17 protein-coding genes are annotated in these 16,051 nt (G+C 69.5%); 2 read left to right on the forward strand and 15 right to left on the reverse strand.

Annotation, left to right across the window (positions count from 1 at the left end; all coding sequences use genetic code 11):
• A partial coding sequence (locus QZ483_RS07755; protein WP_297082633.1) for a M23 family metallopeptidase occupies nt 1-443 on the forward strand: 443 nt, incomplete at its 5' end.
• Here the strand turns inward: QZ483_RS07755 and QZ483_RS07760 are convergent.
• From QZ483_RS07760 to QZ483_RS07830, 15 genes are all read right to left on the reverse strand, one after another.
• Nucleotides 436-1,269, reverse strand: a complete 834-nt coding sequence (locus QZ483_RS07760; protein WP_297082635.1) for a FliA/WhiG family RNA polymerase sigma factor — start codon at nt 1,267-1,269, stop codon at nt 436-438. The genes QZ483_RS07755 and QZ483_RS07760 overlap by 8 nt on opposite strands.
• 9 nt (nt 1,270-1,278) lie before the next feature.
• Complete coding sequence (locus QZ483_RS07765; protein ID WP_297082636.1) at nt 1,279-2,220, reverse strand: tyrosine recombinase XerC; 942 nt, start codon at nt 2,218-2,220, stop codon at nt 1,279-1,281.
• 137 nt (nt 2,221-2,357) lie between these two features.
• Nucleotides 2,358-3,539 carry a DNA-processing protein DprA gene (gene dprA / locus QZ483_RS07770; protein WP_297082639.1) on the reverse strand — a complete coding sequence of 394 codons (1,182 nt, stop codon included), beginning with the start codon at nt 3,537-3,539 and terminating at the stop codon, nt 2,358-2,360.
• Between the two features lie 32 nt (nt 3,540-3,571).
• The gene (locus QZ483_RS07775; RefSeq protein ID WP_297082640.1) at nt 3,572-5,068 is read right to left on the reverse strand and encodes a YifB family Mg chelatase-like AAA ATPase; all 1,497 of its coding nucleotides are present in this window, start codon (nt 5,066-5,068) and stop codon (nt 3,572-3,574) included.
• A gap of 17 nt (nt 5,069-5,085) precedes the next feature.
• A complete protein-coding gene (locus tag QZ483_RS07780; protein WP_297082642.1) occupies nt 5,086-5,442 on the reverse strand; it encodes a YraN family protein in 357 nt (118 codons plus the stop codon).
• Between the two features lie 158 nt (nt 5,443-5,600).
• The gene (locus QZ483_RS07785; RefSeq protein ID WP_297082643.1) at nt 5,601-6,932 is read right to left on the reverse strand and encodes an MFS transporter; all 1,332 of its coding nucleotides are present in this window, start codon (nt 6,930-6,932) and stop codon (nt 5,601-5,603) included.
• Nucleotides 6,929-7,561 carry a helix-turn-helix domain-containing protein gene (locus QZ483_RS07790; RefSeq protein WP_297082646.1) on the reverse strand — a complete coding sequence of 211 codons (633 nt, stop codon included), beginning with the start codon at nt 7,559-7,561 and terminating at the stop codon, nt 6,929-6,931. Before QZ483_RS07790 ends, QZ483_RS07785 begins: the two co-directional genes overlap by 4 nt.
• Before the next feature lie 90 nt (nt 7,562-7,651).
• Nucleotides 7,652-9,331, reverse strand: a complete 1,680-nt coding sequence (locus QZ483_RS07795; protein ID WP_297082648.1) for an MDR family MFS transporter — start codon at nt 9,329-9,331, stop codon at nt 7,652-7,654.
• A 47-nt stretch (nt 9,332-9,378) separates the two neighbouring features.
• Nucleotides 9,379-10,017, reverse strand: coding sequence for a TetR/AcrR family transcriptional regulator (locus QZ483_RS07800; RefSeq protein ID WP_297082650.1), 639 nt, complete (start codon nt 10,015-10,017; stop codon nt 9,379-9,381).
• A 60-nt stretch (nt 10,018-10,077) separates the two neighbouring features.
• Complete coding sequence (locus QZ483_RS07805; RefSeq protein WP_367117092.1) at nt 10,078-10,812, reverse strand: nucleoside/nucleotide kinase family protein; 735 nt, start codon at nt 10,810-10,812, stop codon at nt 10,078-10,080.
• Complete coding sequence (locus QZ483_RS07810) at nt 10,706-11,587, reverse strand: sugar phosphate isomerase/epimerase (RefSeq protein WP_297082654.1); 882 nt, start codon at nt 11,585-11,587, stop codon at nt 10,706-10,708. The genes QZ483_RS07805 and QZ483_RS07810 overlap by 107 nt, the downstream gene beginning before the upstream one ends.
• Nucleotides 11,584-12,585 (reverse strand): nucleoside hydrolase, encoded by a 1,002-nt coding sequence (locus tag QZ483_RS07815; RefSeq protein WP_297082656.1) that lies wholly within the window; start codon nt 12,583-12,585, stop codon nt 11,584-11,586. The genes QZ483_RS07810 and QZ483_RS07815 overlap by 4 nt, the downstream gene beginning before the upstream one ends.
• Entirely contained in the window at nt 12,582-13,382 is an 801-nt protein-coding gene (locus QZ483_RS07820; protein WP_297082658.1) for an ATP-binding cassette domain-containing protein, read from the reverse strand. Before QZ483_RS07820 ends, QZ483_RS07815 begins: the two co-directional genes overlap by 4 nt.
• Nucleotides 13,383-13,393: 11 nt before the next feature.
• Nucleotides 13,394-14,356 (reverse strand): ABC transporter permease, encoded by a 963-nt coding sequence (locus QZ483_RS07825; RefSeq protein WP_297082660.1) that lies wholly within the window; start codon nt 14,354-14,356, stop codon nt 13,394-13,396.
• Between the two features lie 99 nt (nt 14,357-14,455).
• Complete coding sequence (locus QZ483_RS07830; RefSeq protein ID WP_297082663.1) at nt 14,456-15,541, reverse strand: substrate-binding domain-containing protein; 1,086 nt, start codon at nt 15,539-15,541, stop codon at nt 14,456-14,458.
• A gap of 171 nt (nt 15,542-15,712) precedes the next feature.
• Between QZ483_RS07830 and QZ483_RS07835 the strand changes: the two genes are divergently transcribed.
• Nucleotides 15,713-16,051: helix-turn-helix domain-containing protein (locus QZ483_RS07835; protein WP_297082665.1), on the forward strand; the 339-nt coding region annotated here is incomplete at its 3' end.

The following is a 16,051-nucleotide window of genomic DNA, read 5'->3' on the forward strand; positions in this document are numbered from 1 at the left end:
GGATCTGGGCGCCGGACCACATTCTCGACAGCCCCATCGCGCCGGCGCGCATGCTGCGGGCGGCCAGCATCCCGCGCGACGATTGGCTGCCCGGCCATCGCGGCATCGACCTGGCCGCGTCGGCCGGCCAGCAGGTGCGATCGCCGGGGGCCGGCACCGTGACGTTCGCCGGCCATGTGGTCGACCGACCGGTGATCACCGTGACCCATGACAACGGGCTGATCTCGAGCATGGAGCCCGTCGAGTCTTCCCTGGCGGCGGGCACGCCTGTCGCCACGGGCGACTGGATCGGGGTCGTCTCCGAGACCGTCGCGCACTGCGGCACCGCCGCGTGCGTCCACTGGGGCGTCAGGGACGCCGACGGCTACGTGGACCCGCTGGATGTGCTGCGGGGCTTCGGTGCCGTGAGGCTGCTCCCGATGAGCGAGGCCGCGATCAGCTGAACGCGCCCGTGCGGACGAGTGCCTCGCGCAGCTTCTTGACGGCTCCGGAGTGGATCTGCGACACGCGTGATTCGGTGACGCCGAGGATCTCGCCGATCTGAGCGAGCGTGAGCCCTTCGAAGTAATAGAGCCGGACCACCTCCTGCTCGCGGTCACGGACGCCCTGGATCGCAGCGGCGAGCAGGGTGCTGGTCTCGCGCGCCTCGACGGCGCGGGAGGCCTCCGGCGCGCTCGCGCCCAGCAGCGCGTCGATCGACCGCGCCTCCCCTCCTGCGACCATGCCATCGAGAGCGGCGACGTGGGACAGCGCCACCTGAGCACGGACGGTGCGAACTTCGGCGACGTCCCAGTCGAGGTGATCCGCGACGTCCTCATCCGCGACCGGCCGCATGAGGCGCTGCTCGAGCGTACGCGAGGCCTGCTCGACGGTGCGCGCCTTGGAGCGGACCGAGCGCGGCACCCAGTCGGCGGCGCGCAGCTCGTCGATGATCGCGCCGCGCACGCGCTGGCCGGCGTAGGTCTCGAACTTGTAGCCGCGCTCCGGCTCGAACTTCTCGACCGCGTCGATGAGCCCGAAGGTCCCGTAGGAGACCAGGTCGGCGAGCTCCACGGTGTCCGGGAGCCTGCCGATCATTCGGGTCGCCACCTGGGTCACGAGCGGCGCGTAGTGCGTGATGAGGGCATCGCGGGCAGCACGTCGCTCGTCGCCATCGAGCCGCTCCATGGCATTCCACCATCCAGCGACCACGTTCTCGGCGGCGCGCGGCGGGGCCAGGCGCATCGGCTCCTCGGTGTCCTGCGACAGCACGGGGTTCAGGCTGGACATGGGATCTCCCTAGGCGCGCGGGTGCGCGAGTTGGTAGGTCGCCCGCAGGCGTTCTGCGGACACGTGGGTGTAGCGCTGGGTCGTGTTGAGGCTGGCGTGACCGAGCACTTCCTGGACGGAGCGGAGGTCGGATCCCCCGGTGAGAAGATGAGTGGCGGCGGTGTGACGGAGCGCGTGGGGAGCGATCTCCGGAACGTCGGCCTCGCGGCAGAGCTGATGGATCGCCTCGCGCACCTGGCGCTGCCCCACGCGGGCGCCTCGGCGCCCGAGGAAAAGCGCGGCGTCCGTGTCCTCCGAGATGAGTGCGGGTCGACCGCCCTCGAGCCACTCGCGGACGGCGCCTGCTGCCGGCACGCCGAAGGGCACCACTCGCTGCTTGCTGCCCTTGCCCGTGACGCGCACGAGCCGCTCGTCGAGGTCCGCGTCGGCGATGTCGACGCCCACGAGCTCGCCGACGCGCATGCCGGTCGCGTACAGGAGCTCCGCGATCGCCCAGTCGCGCAGGTGGAGCGGGTCACCATCGTCGCAGCGGTCGCGCGCCACGGTGAGCAGCGTCACCACGTCTGCGGGGCTCATCGCCGCGGGCAGCGTCGACGCGGGCCGCGCCGACGCCAGCCGCAGCGCAGGGTTGGCCTCGATGTGGCCGGCGTCGTAGGCCCACGCGAAGAACGTCCGCGCCGCGGCGCCGCGGCGAGCGAGCGTGGTCCGCGACAGCCCCGACTGCGCCATCCCGGCGAGCCACGAGCGAAGGTCGGCGAGCGAGATGTCGGCCAGCACGGCGTCCGCGACCGGTGAGTCGACCTCGGCCCCGCCGGAGGCGTGGATGGCGAGCTGGAGGAGATCGCAGCGGTAGGCGCGCACGGTGTTCTCCGAGAGGCCGCGCTCATGGCGCAGGTACCCCTCGAACTGCGCGACCAGGTCGATCGCGCCGCTATCACCCCTCGTGAGCATGGTGCCACTGTGGCACCGTCACACCTGTCAAATCAACCCCTCCTGTCACATTTGTCACATCAAACTCACTGTTAACCCCCTTTTTGTACCGGTTTGTCATAGTTTTGGCGCCCAACGAGTGCTGATTCGTGCTGCCCTCATGTCAGCGGAACGCCACGGACCCGCCTCCACCCGAGCCCCCGGGCCTCGACCAGGCCTGCCAGCTCGAGGCGGCCCAGCGCCGCCCTCACCGCCGCCGCGTCGACCCCCGCCGCCGCCACGAGTTCCGAGCGCTCGACGGTACGACGGCCGAGAGCGTCGAACACCGCCCGGTCCTCGGGCCTGTCGAACTCGAGCCGGCCTGGGTCGCCATCACCGCTGTCCGCTCGGGAGGGGTCGAGTGGCTCGACGAGCTCGAGCACCTCCTGACCGTTCGTGACCAGGACTGCCTGCCCGTCGCGAACGAGGCGATGGCACCCCGCGGACGACGCACTCGTCACGGGCCCGGGCACCGCCGCCACGGGCCTCAGCAGCCGCTGCGCGTGGGTAGCCGTGCTCAACGCGCCCGAGCGCCAGGCCGCCTCGACCACGACCGTGACGCCGGCGCACGCGATCAGCCGGTTGCGTGTCAGGAAACGCGACCGGTGCGGGGCCCACCCGGGTGGCACCTCGCTCACCACCACGCCGCGTTCGAGGACGCGCTCCAGGATGTGCGCGTTGCCCGCCGGGTACAGGCGGTCGACCCCGCCGGCCATGACCGCGATGGTCCTGCCGTCCGCAGCGAGCGCTGCCCGATGGGCCGTGACGTCGATCCCGAAGGCGCCTCCCGAGACGACCGTTCGTCCCGCCCCGACCACATCCGCGGCGATCGCTGCGGCGACGTGGTCGCCGTACGAGGTCGAGGCCCGCGCCCCCACGATCGCGACACCCTCCGCGCCCAGGGCCTTCGGGTCGCCCCCTCCCCTCACCCACAGTGCGTGGGGTGCCACGAGCCCGAGGTCGTCCACCGACGTGGGCCAGTCACCGTCGCCGGGCACCACGACGCGGGCGCCGCACGCGGCGGCCCTCCGCCGCAGGTCGGCGGGCTCCGCACCGTCGACGCGGGGCGCCCAGCGAGCGACCGAGGCGACCGCAGCATCCACGTCCGCCGGTGCGGCCCGCTCGACCAGGCGCATGGTGGCGGCGACCGGATCGCTGATCGCTCCACGCAACCACTCCCAGGCTCCGGCTGCACCGAGGGTCTGCACCAGCCACCCGGCGACCGCGTCGGCCGGCTCGGCGACCGCGCTCCAGGACATGCGGGCGTCGACGTCTGCCGGCTCCGCCGTGCGGGCGCTCATGCGATCGCCCGGGTCACGATGCGCCGGCCCGTTCACGATGCGCCGCCCCGGGATCGAAGCGTCAGCGCCTGGGCGACGTGGTCGGGCGACGGCGCGTCCCGTCCCGCCAGATCCGCGATGGTCCACGCCACCCTCAGCGCACGGTCGGCGCCCCGGGCGGTGAGCGTCCCGCGATCGAGGGCACGCCAGACCGCCTCAGCGCTCTCTCCAGGCGTCTGGCGCCGCAGCCATCGGCCCGACACGTGCGCGTTGGTGCGCCACCCCTGGGCCGCCAGCCTCGCCCCCGCGCGCTCGCGCGCCTGAGCGACACGAGCTGCGACGGCCGCAGAGGCTTCTCCTGCCTCGGGGCTCGCGCCCGCAACCGGCCCTACGGTCACCTGGAGGTCAACACGGTCGAGGAGGGGCCCCGACAGCCGGGCCAGGTAGCGCCGACGGTCGATCGGCTTGCACACGCACCTCTCCCCTGTGCCATAGAAGTTGCCGCACGGGCAGGGGTTGGCGGCCATCACCAACTGGAACCGAGCCGGATAGCGCGTCGCGCCGTGGGCGCGGTAAAGCACGATCTCGCCGTGCTCCAGCGGTTGACGGAGCGTCTGGAGAACCCGCGCCGGGAACTCGGGTGCCTCATCGAGAAACAGCACACCCGCGTGCGCGCGTGAGACCGCACCGGGTCGCGCGAGGCCAGTGCCGCCACCGACGATCGCCGCCGCAGAGGCACTGTGGTGGGGGTCCTCGAACGGCGGCGTGCGCAGCAGGCCTCCGCTCGCGTCGAGCGTGCCGGCGAGCGAGTGCACGCTGGTGGCGACGATCGCGTCCTCGTCGTCGAGCGGCGGCAGGACCGTGGGCAGCCGCCGCGCGAGCATGGTCTTGCCGGCGCCAGGTGGACCGGACATGAGCACGTGGTGCCCCCCGGCCGCCGCGACCTCGAGGGCCCACCGTGCTTCCTCCTGGCCGCGCACATCGGACAGGTCGACGGACGACGGCCCGGCTCGATCCTGGGCAGGGGCGCGCACCGCGTCGGTTGCGATGGCCACCGCTTCGCGCGCCCCGTAGTGGACTGCCAGCTCCGCGAGCGTCGCCACCGGCAGCACGTCGATGTTCGGCACCAGCCGCGCCTCCTCGGCGTTCCCCGCCGGCACCACCACCGTGGCGACTCCGTGCCGGGCTGCGGCCGCGACCGCGGGCAGCACGCCCGCCACGGGGCGTACTCTGCCGTCGAGCCCGAGCTCGCCGAGGTGCACGGCGCGGGCCGCGCGATCGGGATCGATGGTCGCGGCTGCGGCGAGCACGGCGATCGCGATCGCGAGATCCGTGGATGCGCCGCGCTTGGGCAGCGACGCCGGCGACAGGTTGACCGTGATGCGGCGCGGCGGCCAGGCGAGCGACGAGCTCGCGATGGCAGCGCGCACGCGGTCGCGAGCCTCCGACAGCGACGCGTCCGGCAGCCCGACGATGGCGAATGCGGGCAGGGCCGAGCCGATGTGAGCCTCGACGTCCACCAGATGCCCGGCCAGACCCGCGAGAGCCACGGCCCTCGTGCGGCCGATCACTCGATGCCCCGGACGTGGTCGAGCTCGGCGGGGCCGGACGGCGGGAGCACCACCGCGACGGCGTCGACCCGCACGGCGGCGAAGGTGCGCCGCTGCGTCGCGAGCCACTGCCCCACCAGCACGCGCAGCCGAGCGACCTTGGTGGGTGTCACGGCCTCGAGACCGCTGCCGCACACGCCGGAGCGACGGGTCTTGACCTCGACCGCGACCGCGGTGTCACCGTCGGCCGCAATGATGTCGACCTCCCCGCGCGCGCACCTCCAGTTGCGCGCAAGCACCTCCCACCCCTGTTCCTCGAGCGCACGCGCCACCACCTGCTCGCCGTGCGCGCCCACCGCCTGCCGTGCATCCATGGGTCACCTCCCGCGCCCACACTGGAGCACGGGGACGGGCGGCGGCACGGCGATGCGGGCGCCTCAGGGGATCACGGGCCGATGCGGCGGCCTGGGGACGGGGCGGCGCGACACCGCGCCGCGGTCAGCGCATGCCGCGGCACGCCCGCCGACTCACCTCACGCGGCCGTCGGCGCGCCGACCTCATCTGCGGCTGCCTCGACGTCGCCCTCGGGCGGCCGGGCGTCATCGGGGCGTGCGTCGTCGTCGGGGTGCGCGTCGTCGTCGGGCATGTGCGCATCGTCCGAGAGCAGCAGCCGAGCAGAGATGAGGGCGATCACGACCGAGGCCGCGCCACCGACGAGGTACGGCAGTTGCAGGTCGACGCGCGCGAGAGCCCCTCCCGCGAGCGTGGCGATGGGGAACAGCCCCCACGACACCGTGCGGGAAGCACCGATCACGCGCCCCAGCATCGGCCCGGGCACGATGGACTGGCGCAGCGAGCCCCACGGCACGTTCCACGTCGAGACGCCATAGGCGCCGACGGCATACGACGCCGTCGCGAGCCAGGCGTTCGGCGCGAAGCCCACGCCCAGCAGGCCCAGGCCCGCGATGAGGGTCGACGCGAGCATCGTGCGCCCGCGCCCGAGGGCGCGCACCACGAGGCCCGAGGTGAGAGACCCCGCGACGGCGCCGAGCCCGATGCCCGCGGTCACCAGTCCCACCACCTGCGCCGTCACACCGAACCGATCGACGAACAGCAGCACGGTGACTGCCTGGGCCATGATCAGCATCGAGCCCATGATCGAGGTGACGATCACCATCGACCGCAGGTAGTGGTGCTCCCACAGGAAGCGCATGGCCTCGCGCAAGGGCACGTGGGACGCCGCTGCCTGCGGCGACGGTCCGCTCGCCCGCGCCGCCGCCACCGGCAGCGCCAGCACGAATCCCGCAGCGATCAGGTACCCCAGGCCGCCCACGATCATGGGCAGCGCGACGGCCGCCGCGAAGAGGACTCCCGAGATGGGAGTCGCGACGAACATGTCGACGCCGGTCTGCGTGGCCTGGATGCGACCGTTCGCGCGATCCAATCCCGCGCGCGGCACGAGCGCGGGCAGCACCGCGTTGGTCGCATTGTCGAACAGGGTCTCGCCGATGCCGAAGATCACGGTCGCGATCGCGAGGACAGCAATGCTGATGTGGCCGGTCGCGATCGCGAGCGCCACTCCCGCGGCGGCCAGCACCCGCATCGCATTCGCGACGGCCATCGCGACGCGCCGATCGATGCGGTCGACGACCATGCCCGCGGGGATGCCGAAGAACAGCCACGGCAGGAACGCGAGCGCCGTGAGGATCGAGATCGCCATGGGATCGCGCGTGAGCGTCACGGCGGTCAGGGGAATCGCGAAGCGCGCGATGCCATCGGCGAGATTCGACCCGATGGCGGCCGCCCACAGGCGCCCGAACCCCTCACCCAGCCCAGCCGCCCGGGGAGCCGATGCGGCGGTCACTTCGCGCCTCCGTCACCGAGCGACGAGGCAGGGTCGGCAGCAGGACCGGGGCCGTCGACCCCCACGACCGGGAACATGTTGAACTGCAGCGCGACGGTGCGGGCGCCGTCCGGGTCCTCTCGATCGCGCAGGGGGCCCACCACGTCCATGATCACCTGCTCGATGCGATCGCCGATCTCGAGCAGCTCCTCCTGCGTGAGGCGGGTGCGCGCCGTCATCAGGCGCGACGCGTTGACCCAGGCCTCGCCGAACTCGGCCTCGCCGCGGCGCAGGAACGCGTCGACGTGGCGCGCCCGCTGGTCGGACAGCTGTCGCGTCACCAGCAGAGCCGCCTCGTGCGCACCGGGGTCATCGCGCAGGTCCGTGGGACTGAGGGTGAGCCCTCCAGGCACCATGCGCCACCAGCGCTCGCGCGCGGTGCCGCGCTCGGCGTCCTCCTCGATGAAGCCGTGTCGCGCGAGCTGGCGCAGGTGATAGCTGGTGGCGCCGGAGGACTCCCCCAGACGGTCCGCGAGCTGGCTCGCAGTCGCGGGCCCGCCCATCGCCAGGTTGTCGATGATGTCCACGCGCAACGGGTGCGCGAGGGCCTTCAGTGCAGTGGCGTCGACGCGCCGGTCGCTGGAGTGCATGCCCCGCACGCTACTCTTGCAAAGACTTCTTTGCAAGAGTTTCTTTGCAACGGAACCTTTGCGTGTGTGGAGAGGTCCCGGGCGGCCGAGTCAGGTGCGGCGAGCGAGTGCGGAATCCTGCTCGCGCATCGGCCCTCCGTCAGCGACCCCGCCGTCGGGTACGTCCTCAGCATCGACCGCGCCCACCGCTGCCCCACCGGCCTCTCCGGCGCCCGGGGCGCCCTCGTCGAGAGTGGTCGCGAGCGGCACCTCCTTGACAAAGAGCAGCAGCACGAGGCTGATGATCGCGAGCGGCAGCAGCAGGAGGAAGACCGGCGTGAGCGCGTCGTTGTACGAGCTCACCACGATGTCGTGCGCCTGCTGCGGCAGGTCGGCCACGGCCTCGGGGGTGAGGGAGTTGAAGGCGCCGGGATCAACCACGGCGTCGGCGGGCATGCGCTCCCCCAGCAGGTCGATGAGGCGGTCCGTGAACATCGAGCCCACCACGGCCGCGCCCAGCGAGGCGCCGATCTGCCGGAAGTAGTTGTTGGCCGCCGTCGCCGTACCCACCATCCGCAGCGGGAACGTGTTCTGGACGATCAGCACCAGGATCTGCATGGTGAGGCCCAGGCCCACGCCCATGACCGCCAGATAGATGCACGTCACCCAGATGGGCTGCGTCCAGCTCATGGTCGACAGCAGGACCATCGCGACGCCCAGCAGGACGGCGCCCACGACGGGGAAGGCCTTGTAGCGGCCCGTGCGGCTGACGAGGTTGCCCGCGATGATCGACGTCGGCAGCATCGCGCCCATCATCGGAATCATCAGCAGCCCCGCCTGCGTCGCGCTCACGCCCGCCACCATCTGCAGGTAGGTGGGCATGTACGCGAGGGTGCCGAACATCAGGATTCCGGTCAGCAGTCCGGCCGTCGTGGTGAGCACGAAGTTGCGGCGGTGGAACAGGTGCAGCGGCATGACGGGCTCGTCCGCGGCGCGCTCGACCAGCACGAACGCAACGCCGGACAGGACCGCCAGCGAGAACAGGCCGATGATCTGCCACGAGGCCCACGGGTACGTGTGGCCGCCCCACGAGCTCGCCAGCACCAGCGCGGCAGAGGCGATCGCGAGCAGCACCATGCCCGCGACGTCGATCTTGGCTCCCCCACGGTCGTGGCGCGGCAGCTTGAGGAACAGCGTCGCGGACACGAGCGCGAGGATGCCCAGCGGGATGTTGATCCACAGGCACCACTGCCACCCGATCGACTCGGTGAACCAGCCGCCGAGCAGCGGCCCGGCGACCGAGGCGAGCGCGAAGACTCCGCCCATGACGCCCATGTAGCGCCCGCGCTGACGCGCCGGCACCACGTCCGCGATGATCGCCTGCGACAGGATCATCAGCCCGCCGCCTCCGAGGCCCTGGATCGCGCGGCCGACGATGAGCTCGGTCATTCCCTGCGACAGCGCGCCCACCACGGAGCCGAGCATGAACAGTGAGATCGCGATCATGAACAGCGGCTTGCGGCCGATCAGGTCGCCCAGCTTGCCGTAGACCGGCATCATGATGGTCGCCGCGAGGATGTAGGCGGTGGTGACCCACAGCATGTGGTCCACGCCGTTGAGCTCGCCCACGACCGTCGGCAGCGCGGTGGAGAAGATGGTCTGGTCGAGCGCGGCGAGCAGCATCGCGGTGATGAGGCCCACGAAGATCAGGCCGATGCGGCGCTTCTCGGGCGCCGATGCGTCAGTGCCGTGCGCGCGGGAAGAACGTGCGGGCGCAGTCGTGTCAGACAAGGGGACTCCTCGGGGTGGTCAGGGGGCCGCGGGCGCGCAGCCGCCGGTCATGCGGTGGGGCTCAGTGCGGGCGTCGCCTGCGTGAGGCGGCGCAGCTGCGGGAAAAGGTCGGTGACGAGCGAGTCGAGGTCGGGCTCGTCCTCGTGGCAGGCCCATCCGCGAGCGGCGACCTGCAGGATGCCCATGGCAATGTGGACCACGAGGGCGGCGTCGGAGTCGAGCGCGGCCGCGTCGCGGCCGGGGGCGGTGACGACGAGGCGCCGGCGGACGATCGCCGCGTACTGCTCGCGCGCGCGGGTGATGCGCGCCCAATTCGCGCCGGCGAGCTCCGCGTTCGCGTCGAGCAGCCTGCGGCGCAGTCGGTAGAGGTCGCGATCGGGCTGGGCGTCCACCCAGACCTGGGACATCAGCTCCGCGAAGGCCTCGACGTCCGAGACCCCCTCGCGGGCGATGAACGCCTCGATCTGCTCCTCCGTGGGCAGCGGCTTCTCGTCGCCGATCAGCGCGATCTCACGGGTGCCGAAGTAGTTGTAGAACGTGCGGGGCGAGATCCCAACCACGTCGCAGATCATCTCGACGCTGACCGCATCCACGCCATGCTCGAGGCACAGCTCGATCGCGGCTCGCTGCGTGGCGGTCCGGGCCAGGCGGCGCTTGCGATCGCGCAGGGACTCGTTCTGTTGCATAGTCTGCATTTTTGCAGACTCTGCAACGAATCGCAAGGGAGGGTGCAGTCGACGCGCACACTACGGCGTGCGAGATTCGAAATCCTGCACAACGACATCCGCCCGATCACGCCATTGCTCCACGAGCCGAGCGTTCGGCTCATCGACGAGCGCAACGTGTCTCTCCGCGGCTACCCGACTCTTGCCGAACAGCACGTGTCGATCGACGAGCCTCGCCCTGCGAACATCGGCGTCGACCGTCACGAACCACGACTCGTCAAGCAACGAGTCGAGGGCATTCCACGGTGCTTCTGGAACGAACAGGTAGTTGCCCTCGGTGACGACGAGCGCGGGCCCAGGATCGATCACTAGTCCGGCAGCGATGGGCTGCTCGAGGTCTCGCTCGAAGTCGGGCACATAGACGGGCGCGTCCAGCTCGCTTCTCGCACGGGCTACCGCGTTGACGTAGCCCCAGCCGTCGAACGTGTCGATCGCGCCCTTTCGTCCGGCTCTCCCCAAGCGGTGTAGTTGCGCATCCGAGAGGTGGAACCCATCCATCGGGAGCCATGCCGTCGCCACCCCCTCGGACGAGAGGTCCCTCAGGAGCGCCCGGACCAACGTCGACTTGCCCGCCCCGGGTGCGCCGGCGATCCCCAACACAGCACGAGGGCTGGAGCCCGCGAGGTCTCGTGCGCGCCGGAGAAGGTCGTCACGCATGGGAACGCGAGGCATCGATGTGCGCCGCCAGGAACTGACGGGCCTTGCACGCGAGCTCGAACCCGTCCTCCCAAAGGTCACGCCACACCGCCAGGTCATTCGAGAGCCCCCGCGCGACGACGGCGGAGGAGAAGGACTCGAATGTCACAGGCCCGAGATAGCCCACGTCCGCCAGGGCGTGGAAGAAGGCACCGAAGTCGAAGTGCCCCGACCCCAAGTAGCCGCGGTGGTTCTCGCCAACGTGCACATACCCGAGTCGGTCGCCCACCTCGACGACAGGACGCACGACATCATCCTCTTCGATATTCATGTGGTACGTGTCGAGATGTATGTAGACGTTGTCAGCTCCGATGTCGTCTGCCATGCGCAACGCATCACGGGCCGTGTTGAGGACATTCGTCTCGTAGCGATTGCACACCTCAAGACCCAGGCGCATGTCCCAGAGCGACGCCTGTTCGGCGAGCTCACGAATCACTGACACCGCATTGGCTCGCCCGGCGCGCGTGAGCGGCCCCGGGTACTTTCCAAGCGCGCTGTATAGCGCACCCGTGAAGAACGAGCCGCCGAGCTCATGAGTCGCCGCCAACGACTTCTGGAGCAGTTCAGCACCACGTGCCACCACCGCCGCGTCGTCACTCGAGACGTCGGCGTCGAACGCTAGCCCACGCGAGCACACTGGCTGGATCCCCGCGCTGTCGAGCGCCGTCCGTGCGACGCCAAGATCCATGCTGTCGAGATCGTGCAGTGACAGTTCGAGGATGTCGTAACCGGCACGAGCAGTCTGATCGACAGCGTGCCGCACCTCCTGATCCGAGGTGTTACCGGCCCACACCAGAGCGTGCACCCCTAGGGCATTGGTCGTCGGCGCGGTCATGAGCGGTCCTTTCGATGGTCGCCGTACGTGAGGATGGTGGCTACGAGTTCGTCGACGACTCGCGCTCCGTCGACGTCGACACACACGCGAACGTTGGGCTTCGCGTCCCGGATCGGCACTGTCTGCCCAAGGGTGAGGCTGCCGGACGTCTCGACGCTGAGGGACATGTGTTTCGTGACGCATACGCCAGGATCCGCTGCCACGGCGATGGCGAGCGGGTCGTAGAGCACGCACCCTGGCGCCCAGTCGAACATCGGAGCGTCGAGATAGGTGGTGCAGACTTGCGCGAGTATCTCCGCGACAGGAGACCGCGTCGGGTCGAGTGCGCGTATCGCGGAGTCCTGCAGCACGAGTCCCGTGTTGGGATTCGTCACGTCGAGGCTCACCATCGTGAGATCGATTCCGGACTCGAAGACTCGCTTCGCGGCGAGAGGGTCGAACCAGATGTTGCACTCTGCGACCGGCGTGATGTTGCCGCGCCCATAGACAGGGTCCAACCCCAAGGCGCCACCCATGAACACGATCCCGGCGAGCAGGTCCGCAATCTCGGGGTCTAGCTCCAAGGCGCGCGCGATGTTGGTCTGCGGGCCGATCGCGACGATCGTCACCTCGTTGGGGTTGTCTCGAACGAGCTGGACGATGAGTTCGGCTGCGCTCTGGTGCGCCACAACGTCGCTCGCCATCGGCAGGTCGACTCGACCCGGACGACCTCTCGCCCCTGCATACGCCTCGACAAGAAGCGCGGGCAATACTCCCGACAGGGGCACCGAATCTCCTATCGCAACTGGAACATCTGCGCGCCCAGCAGCGGCAAGGACTGCCCCGGCGCCGCGCGCGCCGAGCTCTGGTGGGCAGTTGCCGAAGGTTGTCGTGACCGCGAGGAGATCGAGCCTCGGATCTGACAACGCGAGCAGCAGCGCAATCGGGTCGTCGGCGTCCGTGCCGGGGATGCCGACGCCCGGATCGGTATCCAGAATGATCTTGCGCTGGCCGCTCATGGCAGTGCACCTTCCTCGCCGCCGTCGCCGGAGTCGCCCGGCGCCGCGCCCGTCATGATGGCGACGGCGTCCGCGGGTGTGTGGGTTTCGGGGGTGACGACCGCCGCGCGCCGTCCGAGTCGCTGCACGTGGATGCGGTCTGCGACGTCGAAGACGTTCGGCATGTTGTGACTGATGAGAATGACGCTCACGTCCTGTTCGCGTAGGCGGCGAATGACGTCGAGGACCTGCGCCGTCTCGCGAACTCCAAGCGCCGCAGTCGGCTCATCGAGCACCACGACACGGCTACCGAAAGCGATTGCGCGGGCGACTGCTACTGCCTGACGCTGACCGCCGGACAGTGTCTCGACGAGCTGCGTGATGTCCTGGAGCGTCTGGATGCCAAGCTCAGAGATCTTCGCTTCCGCGAACTCTCGCATCGCCCGATGGTCAAGCCCCCGAGTCACCTTGCCGACCAAGCCCGGACGGCGCCGTTCACGACCGAGGAAGATGTTTGACGCGATATCGAGCGCGGGTGCGAGTGCCAGCTGTTGATAGACAGTCTCGATGCCAGCGGCCTGCGCGTCCTGGGGATTCCGGAAGTGCACGGAGCGCCCTTCGACCTTGAGCGTTCCTACGTCGGGAATCTCGGCACCGGTGAGGCACTTGATCAGGGTCGACTTGCCGGCGCCGTTGTCTCCGATGACCGCAAGCACCTCACCGGGATAGAGGTCGAGGTCGACGCCATCGATCGCAACGACAGGGCCGTACGTCTTGACGAGGCCGCGCGCGCTCAACCGTGGAGCGTCCGTTGCCATCGAGGTGTCGTTCATCGCTGCGCCCCGGTCCGCCGAATCCACTGATCGAGGCTGACGGCCGCGATGATGAGCACGCCAATCGCGAACGTCTGCCACAACACGTCGACACGAGCAAGCGCCAGTCCGTTTCGGAACACTCCGACGATCAACGCGCCAAGAAGCGTCCCGAGCACTCGGCCGCGGCCGCCGAAGAGGCTTGTGCCTCCGATCACGACCGCGGTGATCGAGTCGAGGTTGGCATCGACGGCGGAGTTCGTGGTCGCCGCGCCCACTCGACCGATCAAGACCCAAGCCGCGAAGGCGAAGACGACGCCCGCCGACACGTACACGCTGAGCAGCACGGCACGCACGCGAATGCCCGCCAGACGCGCAGCGGCCGGGTCGTTGCCGACCGCATAGACGTGGCGACCCCACGAGGTCTGCGACAGCGCGAACGCCACACCCGCGTACATGAGGAGGACGAGCAGCACGCCGACCGTCAGGTTGAATGGCCCCAGCCCCACGGGTGTGGCCGTCCACGTAAGAAACGATCCGAGGACGTCACCCCGGATGGAGCGCCCTCCGCTCATAAGGAGTGCGAGCGCGGTGAAGACCCCCAAGGTGCCCAACGTGACGATGAACGGGGGCAGCTTGACGTAGGCCACGAGGATGCCGTTGACGAGGCCGGCGGCCGCGCCAACGGCAGCACCGACGACAAATGCCAGCACTCCGGGAACCCCCAGCTCACCGGCGAGGGTGCCCATCACCATGGTGACGAAGATCATGATCGCGCCCACGGAGAGATCGATGCCGGCCGTGAGGACGATCATTGTCTGTCCCACAGCCAACGCGCCGATGATGGCGACCTGCTGCAGGATGAGCGAGAGGTTGGCAGGCAGCAGGAACCGATCGTTGATCAACCAGAAGCTGATCACGGATCCGAGCAGCACGACCGTGGGGCTGATGCCCGGGTGCCGGTGGAGGAGTCTCCTCAATCGTTGGACTCGTGTCAGAGGGCGAGCGCGGTACCTCTCGGCCGCTGTCTGCTCGATCGTCTCAGTCACTACTGCCTGCCTCCCTCTCGCGCTAGCGTGCTACCAGCACAGAGCCGCGCCCTCGTCGGTGTCGATGCTCTCCAGTCCCTCGACGGCCTCATCCGTCACGAGCGCCGTGCCCGTGTTGACGAAGTCGGAGCCGGCCTCGGGCTCAGGCAGCGTCCCATCATCGAGCCACTGGACCACAGCCTCGATCCCGAGGCGCCCCATCTCGCTGGGGTACTGCTGAGCGACCGCACCGAACTCGCCGGACGCCACAGACTCGACACCGCTGCAGCTGCCATCGAGTGACACCACGAGCGCATCGGTGATGCCCGCAGCCTGGAGCGCCTGAGCAGCTCCCACGCCAGATGTCTCGTTGGCTGAGTACACGACGTTGATGTCGGGATTGAGCGACAGGCAGTTCTCCATCGCGCTGCGCCCGCCGTCCTCGGCGCCATTCGACGCCTCATTGCAGACGATCTCGTACTCGCCACCGCTGTAGGTCCCGACCGACGCCTCGTCCCCATTGACCTCGGGGTCCGCCAGGTCGATTCCCATGCCTGACAGGAATCCCTGGTCGCGTTGATAGTCGACGGAGACCACCTTGTCGTCAAACAGATCGATCAGCGCAATGGTGGCCGGCTCGCCCTCAAGCGATTCCGCCACCCACTGTCCGATCAGCGAGCCCGCCTCGAAGTTGTCAGTCGCGAAGGTCTCGTCCACGAGGTCAATCGGATCCGTGGGCGTATCGAGCGCCAAGACCAGCAGCCCGGCGTCGCGGGCGGCCGTGATGGCGTCGTTCACTGCAGGGCCGTTGTTGGCGATGAGGATGGCCTTGTCGCCTCGTGCGACCGCATTCTCGATCGCCTGGATCTGTCCGTCAGCATCAGACTGGTCAGCTCCTGCCTCGACAGTGAGCTCGACGAGTGCGTCGTCAGCCGCCTGCTCTGCACCCTCGACCATCGCCGTCCAGAAATGGTTGTCCGGGTCCTTGGTAATGATGGTGACGTAGGTGTCCTCTCCAGAGGCCCCGTCCGAGGTGTCCGCGGTCGTATCCGCAGACGAGCACGCGGCGAGCCCCAGTGACGCGACGGCCGCTGCCGACATTGTCCACGAGCGCTTCCATGCGGGTCGTGATGCCATCTCAACTCCTTTGGTGAGTGCCCGCTGCGGGGGTGCAACGGCGCTGGGCACCACGATGCCAGTTCCAACTTTGAAAGTCAATTACATCTAGTTCGATGGCATAATGGGCTTATGGTGACCCGATACTCCCGTCTGCCTGCACAGACTGCCAGTAGCATCGCTGATGTGAACGTGGTGAAGGTGCCGTCGCCGTGGCTACGCGAGAGTCCAGGTGCGCTGCTTGGCGCCATTCGAGAAGCCCATGAACCGCTCAGCAAGACCGACCTCGCCGGACTGCTCCTGCTGTCGCGCACCGCGGTCGCCCAGCGGGTCGATGTCCTCGAGGACGCCGGACTGCTTCGCCGAGCGGCCCCCCGCGCGGAGGCCCGCGGGCGCCCCGCCGACCGCTACGAACTTGACCCCGACTTCGGTGTCACCCTGATCGCCGACACCGGCGCCACCGGCATGCGGCTCGCCGTCTGCGACCTGGCCGGCAATCTGCGAGCCGAGACCACCGCCGATATCGACATT

It is taken from the genome of uncultured Demequina sp. (assembly GCF_913055775.1).
GTDB lineage: Bacteria > Actinomycetota > Actinomycetes > Actinomycetales > Demequinaceae > Demequina.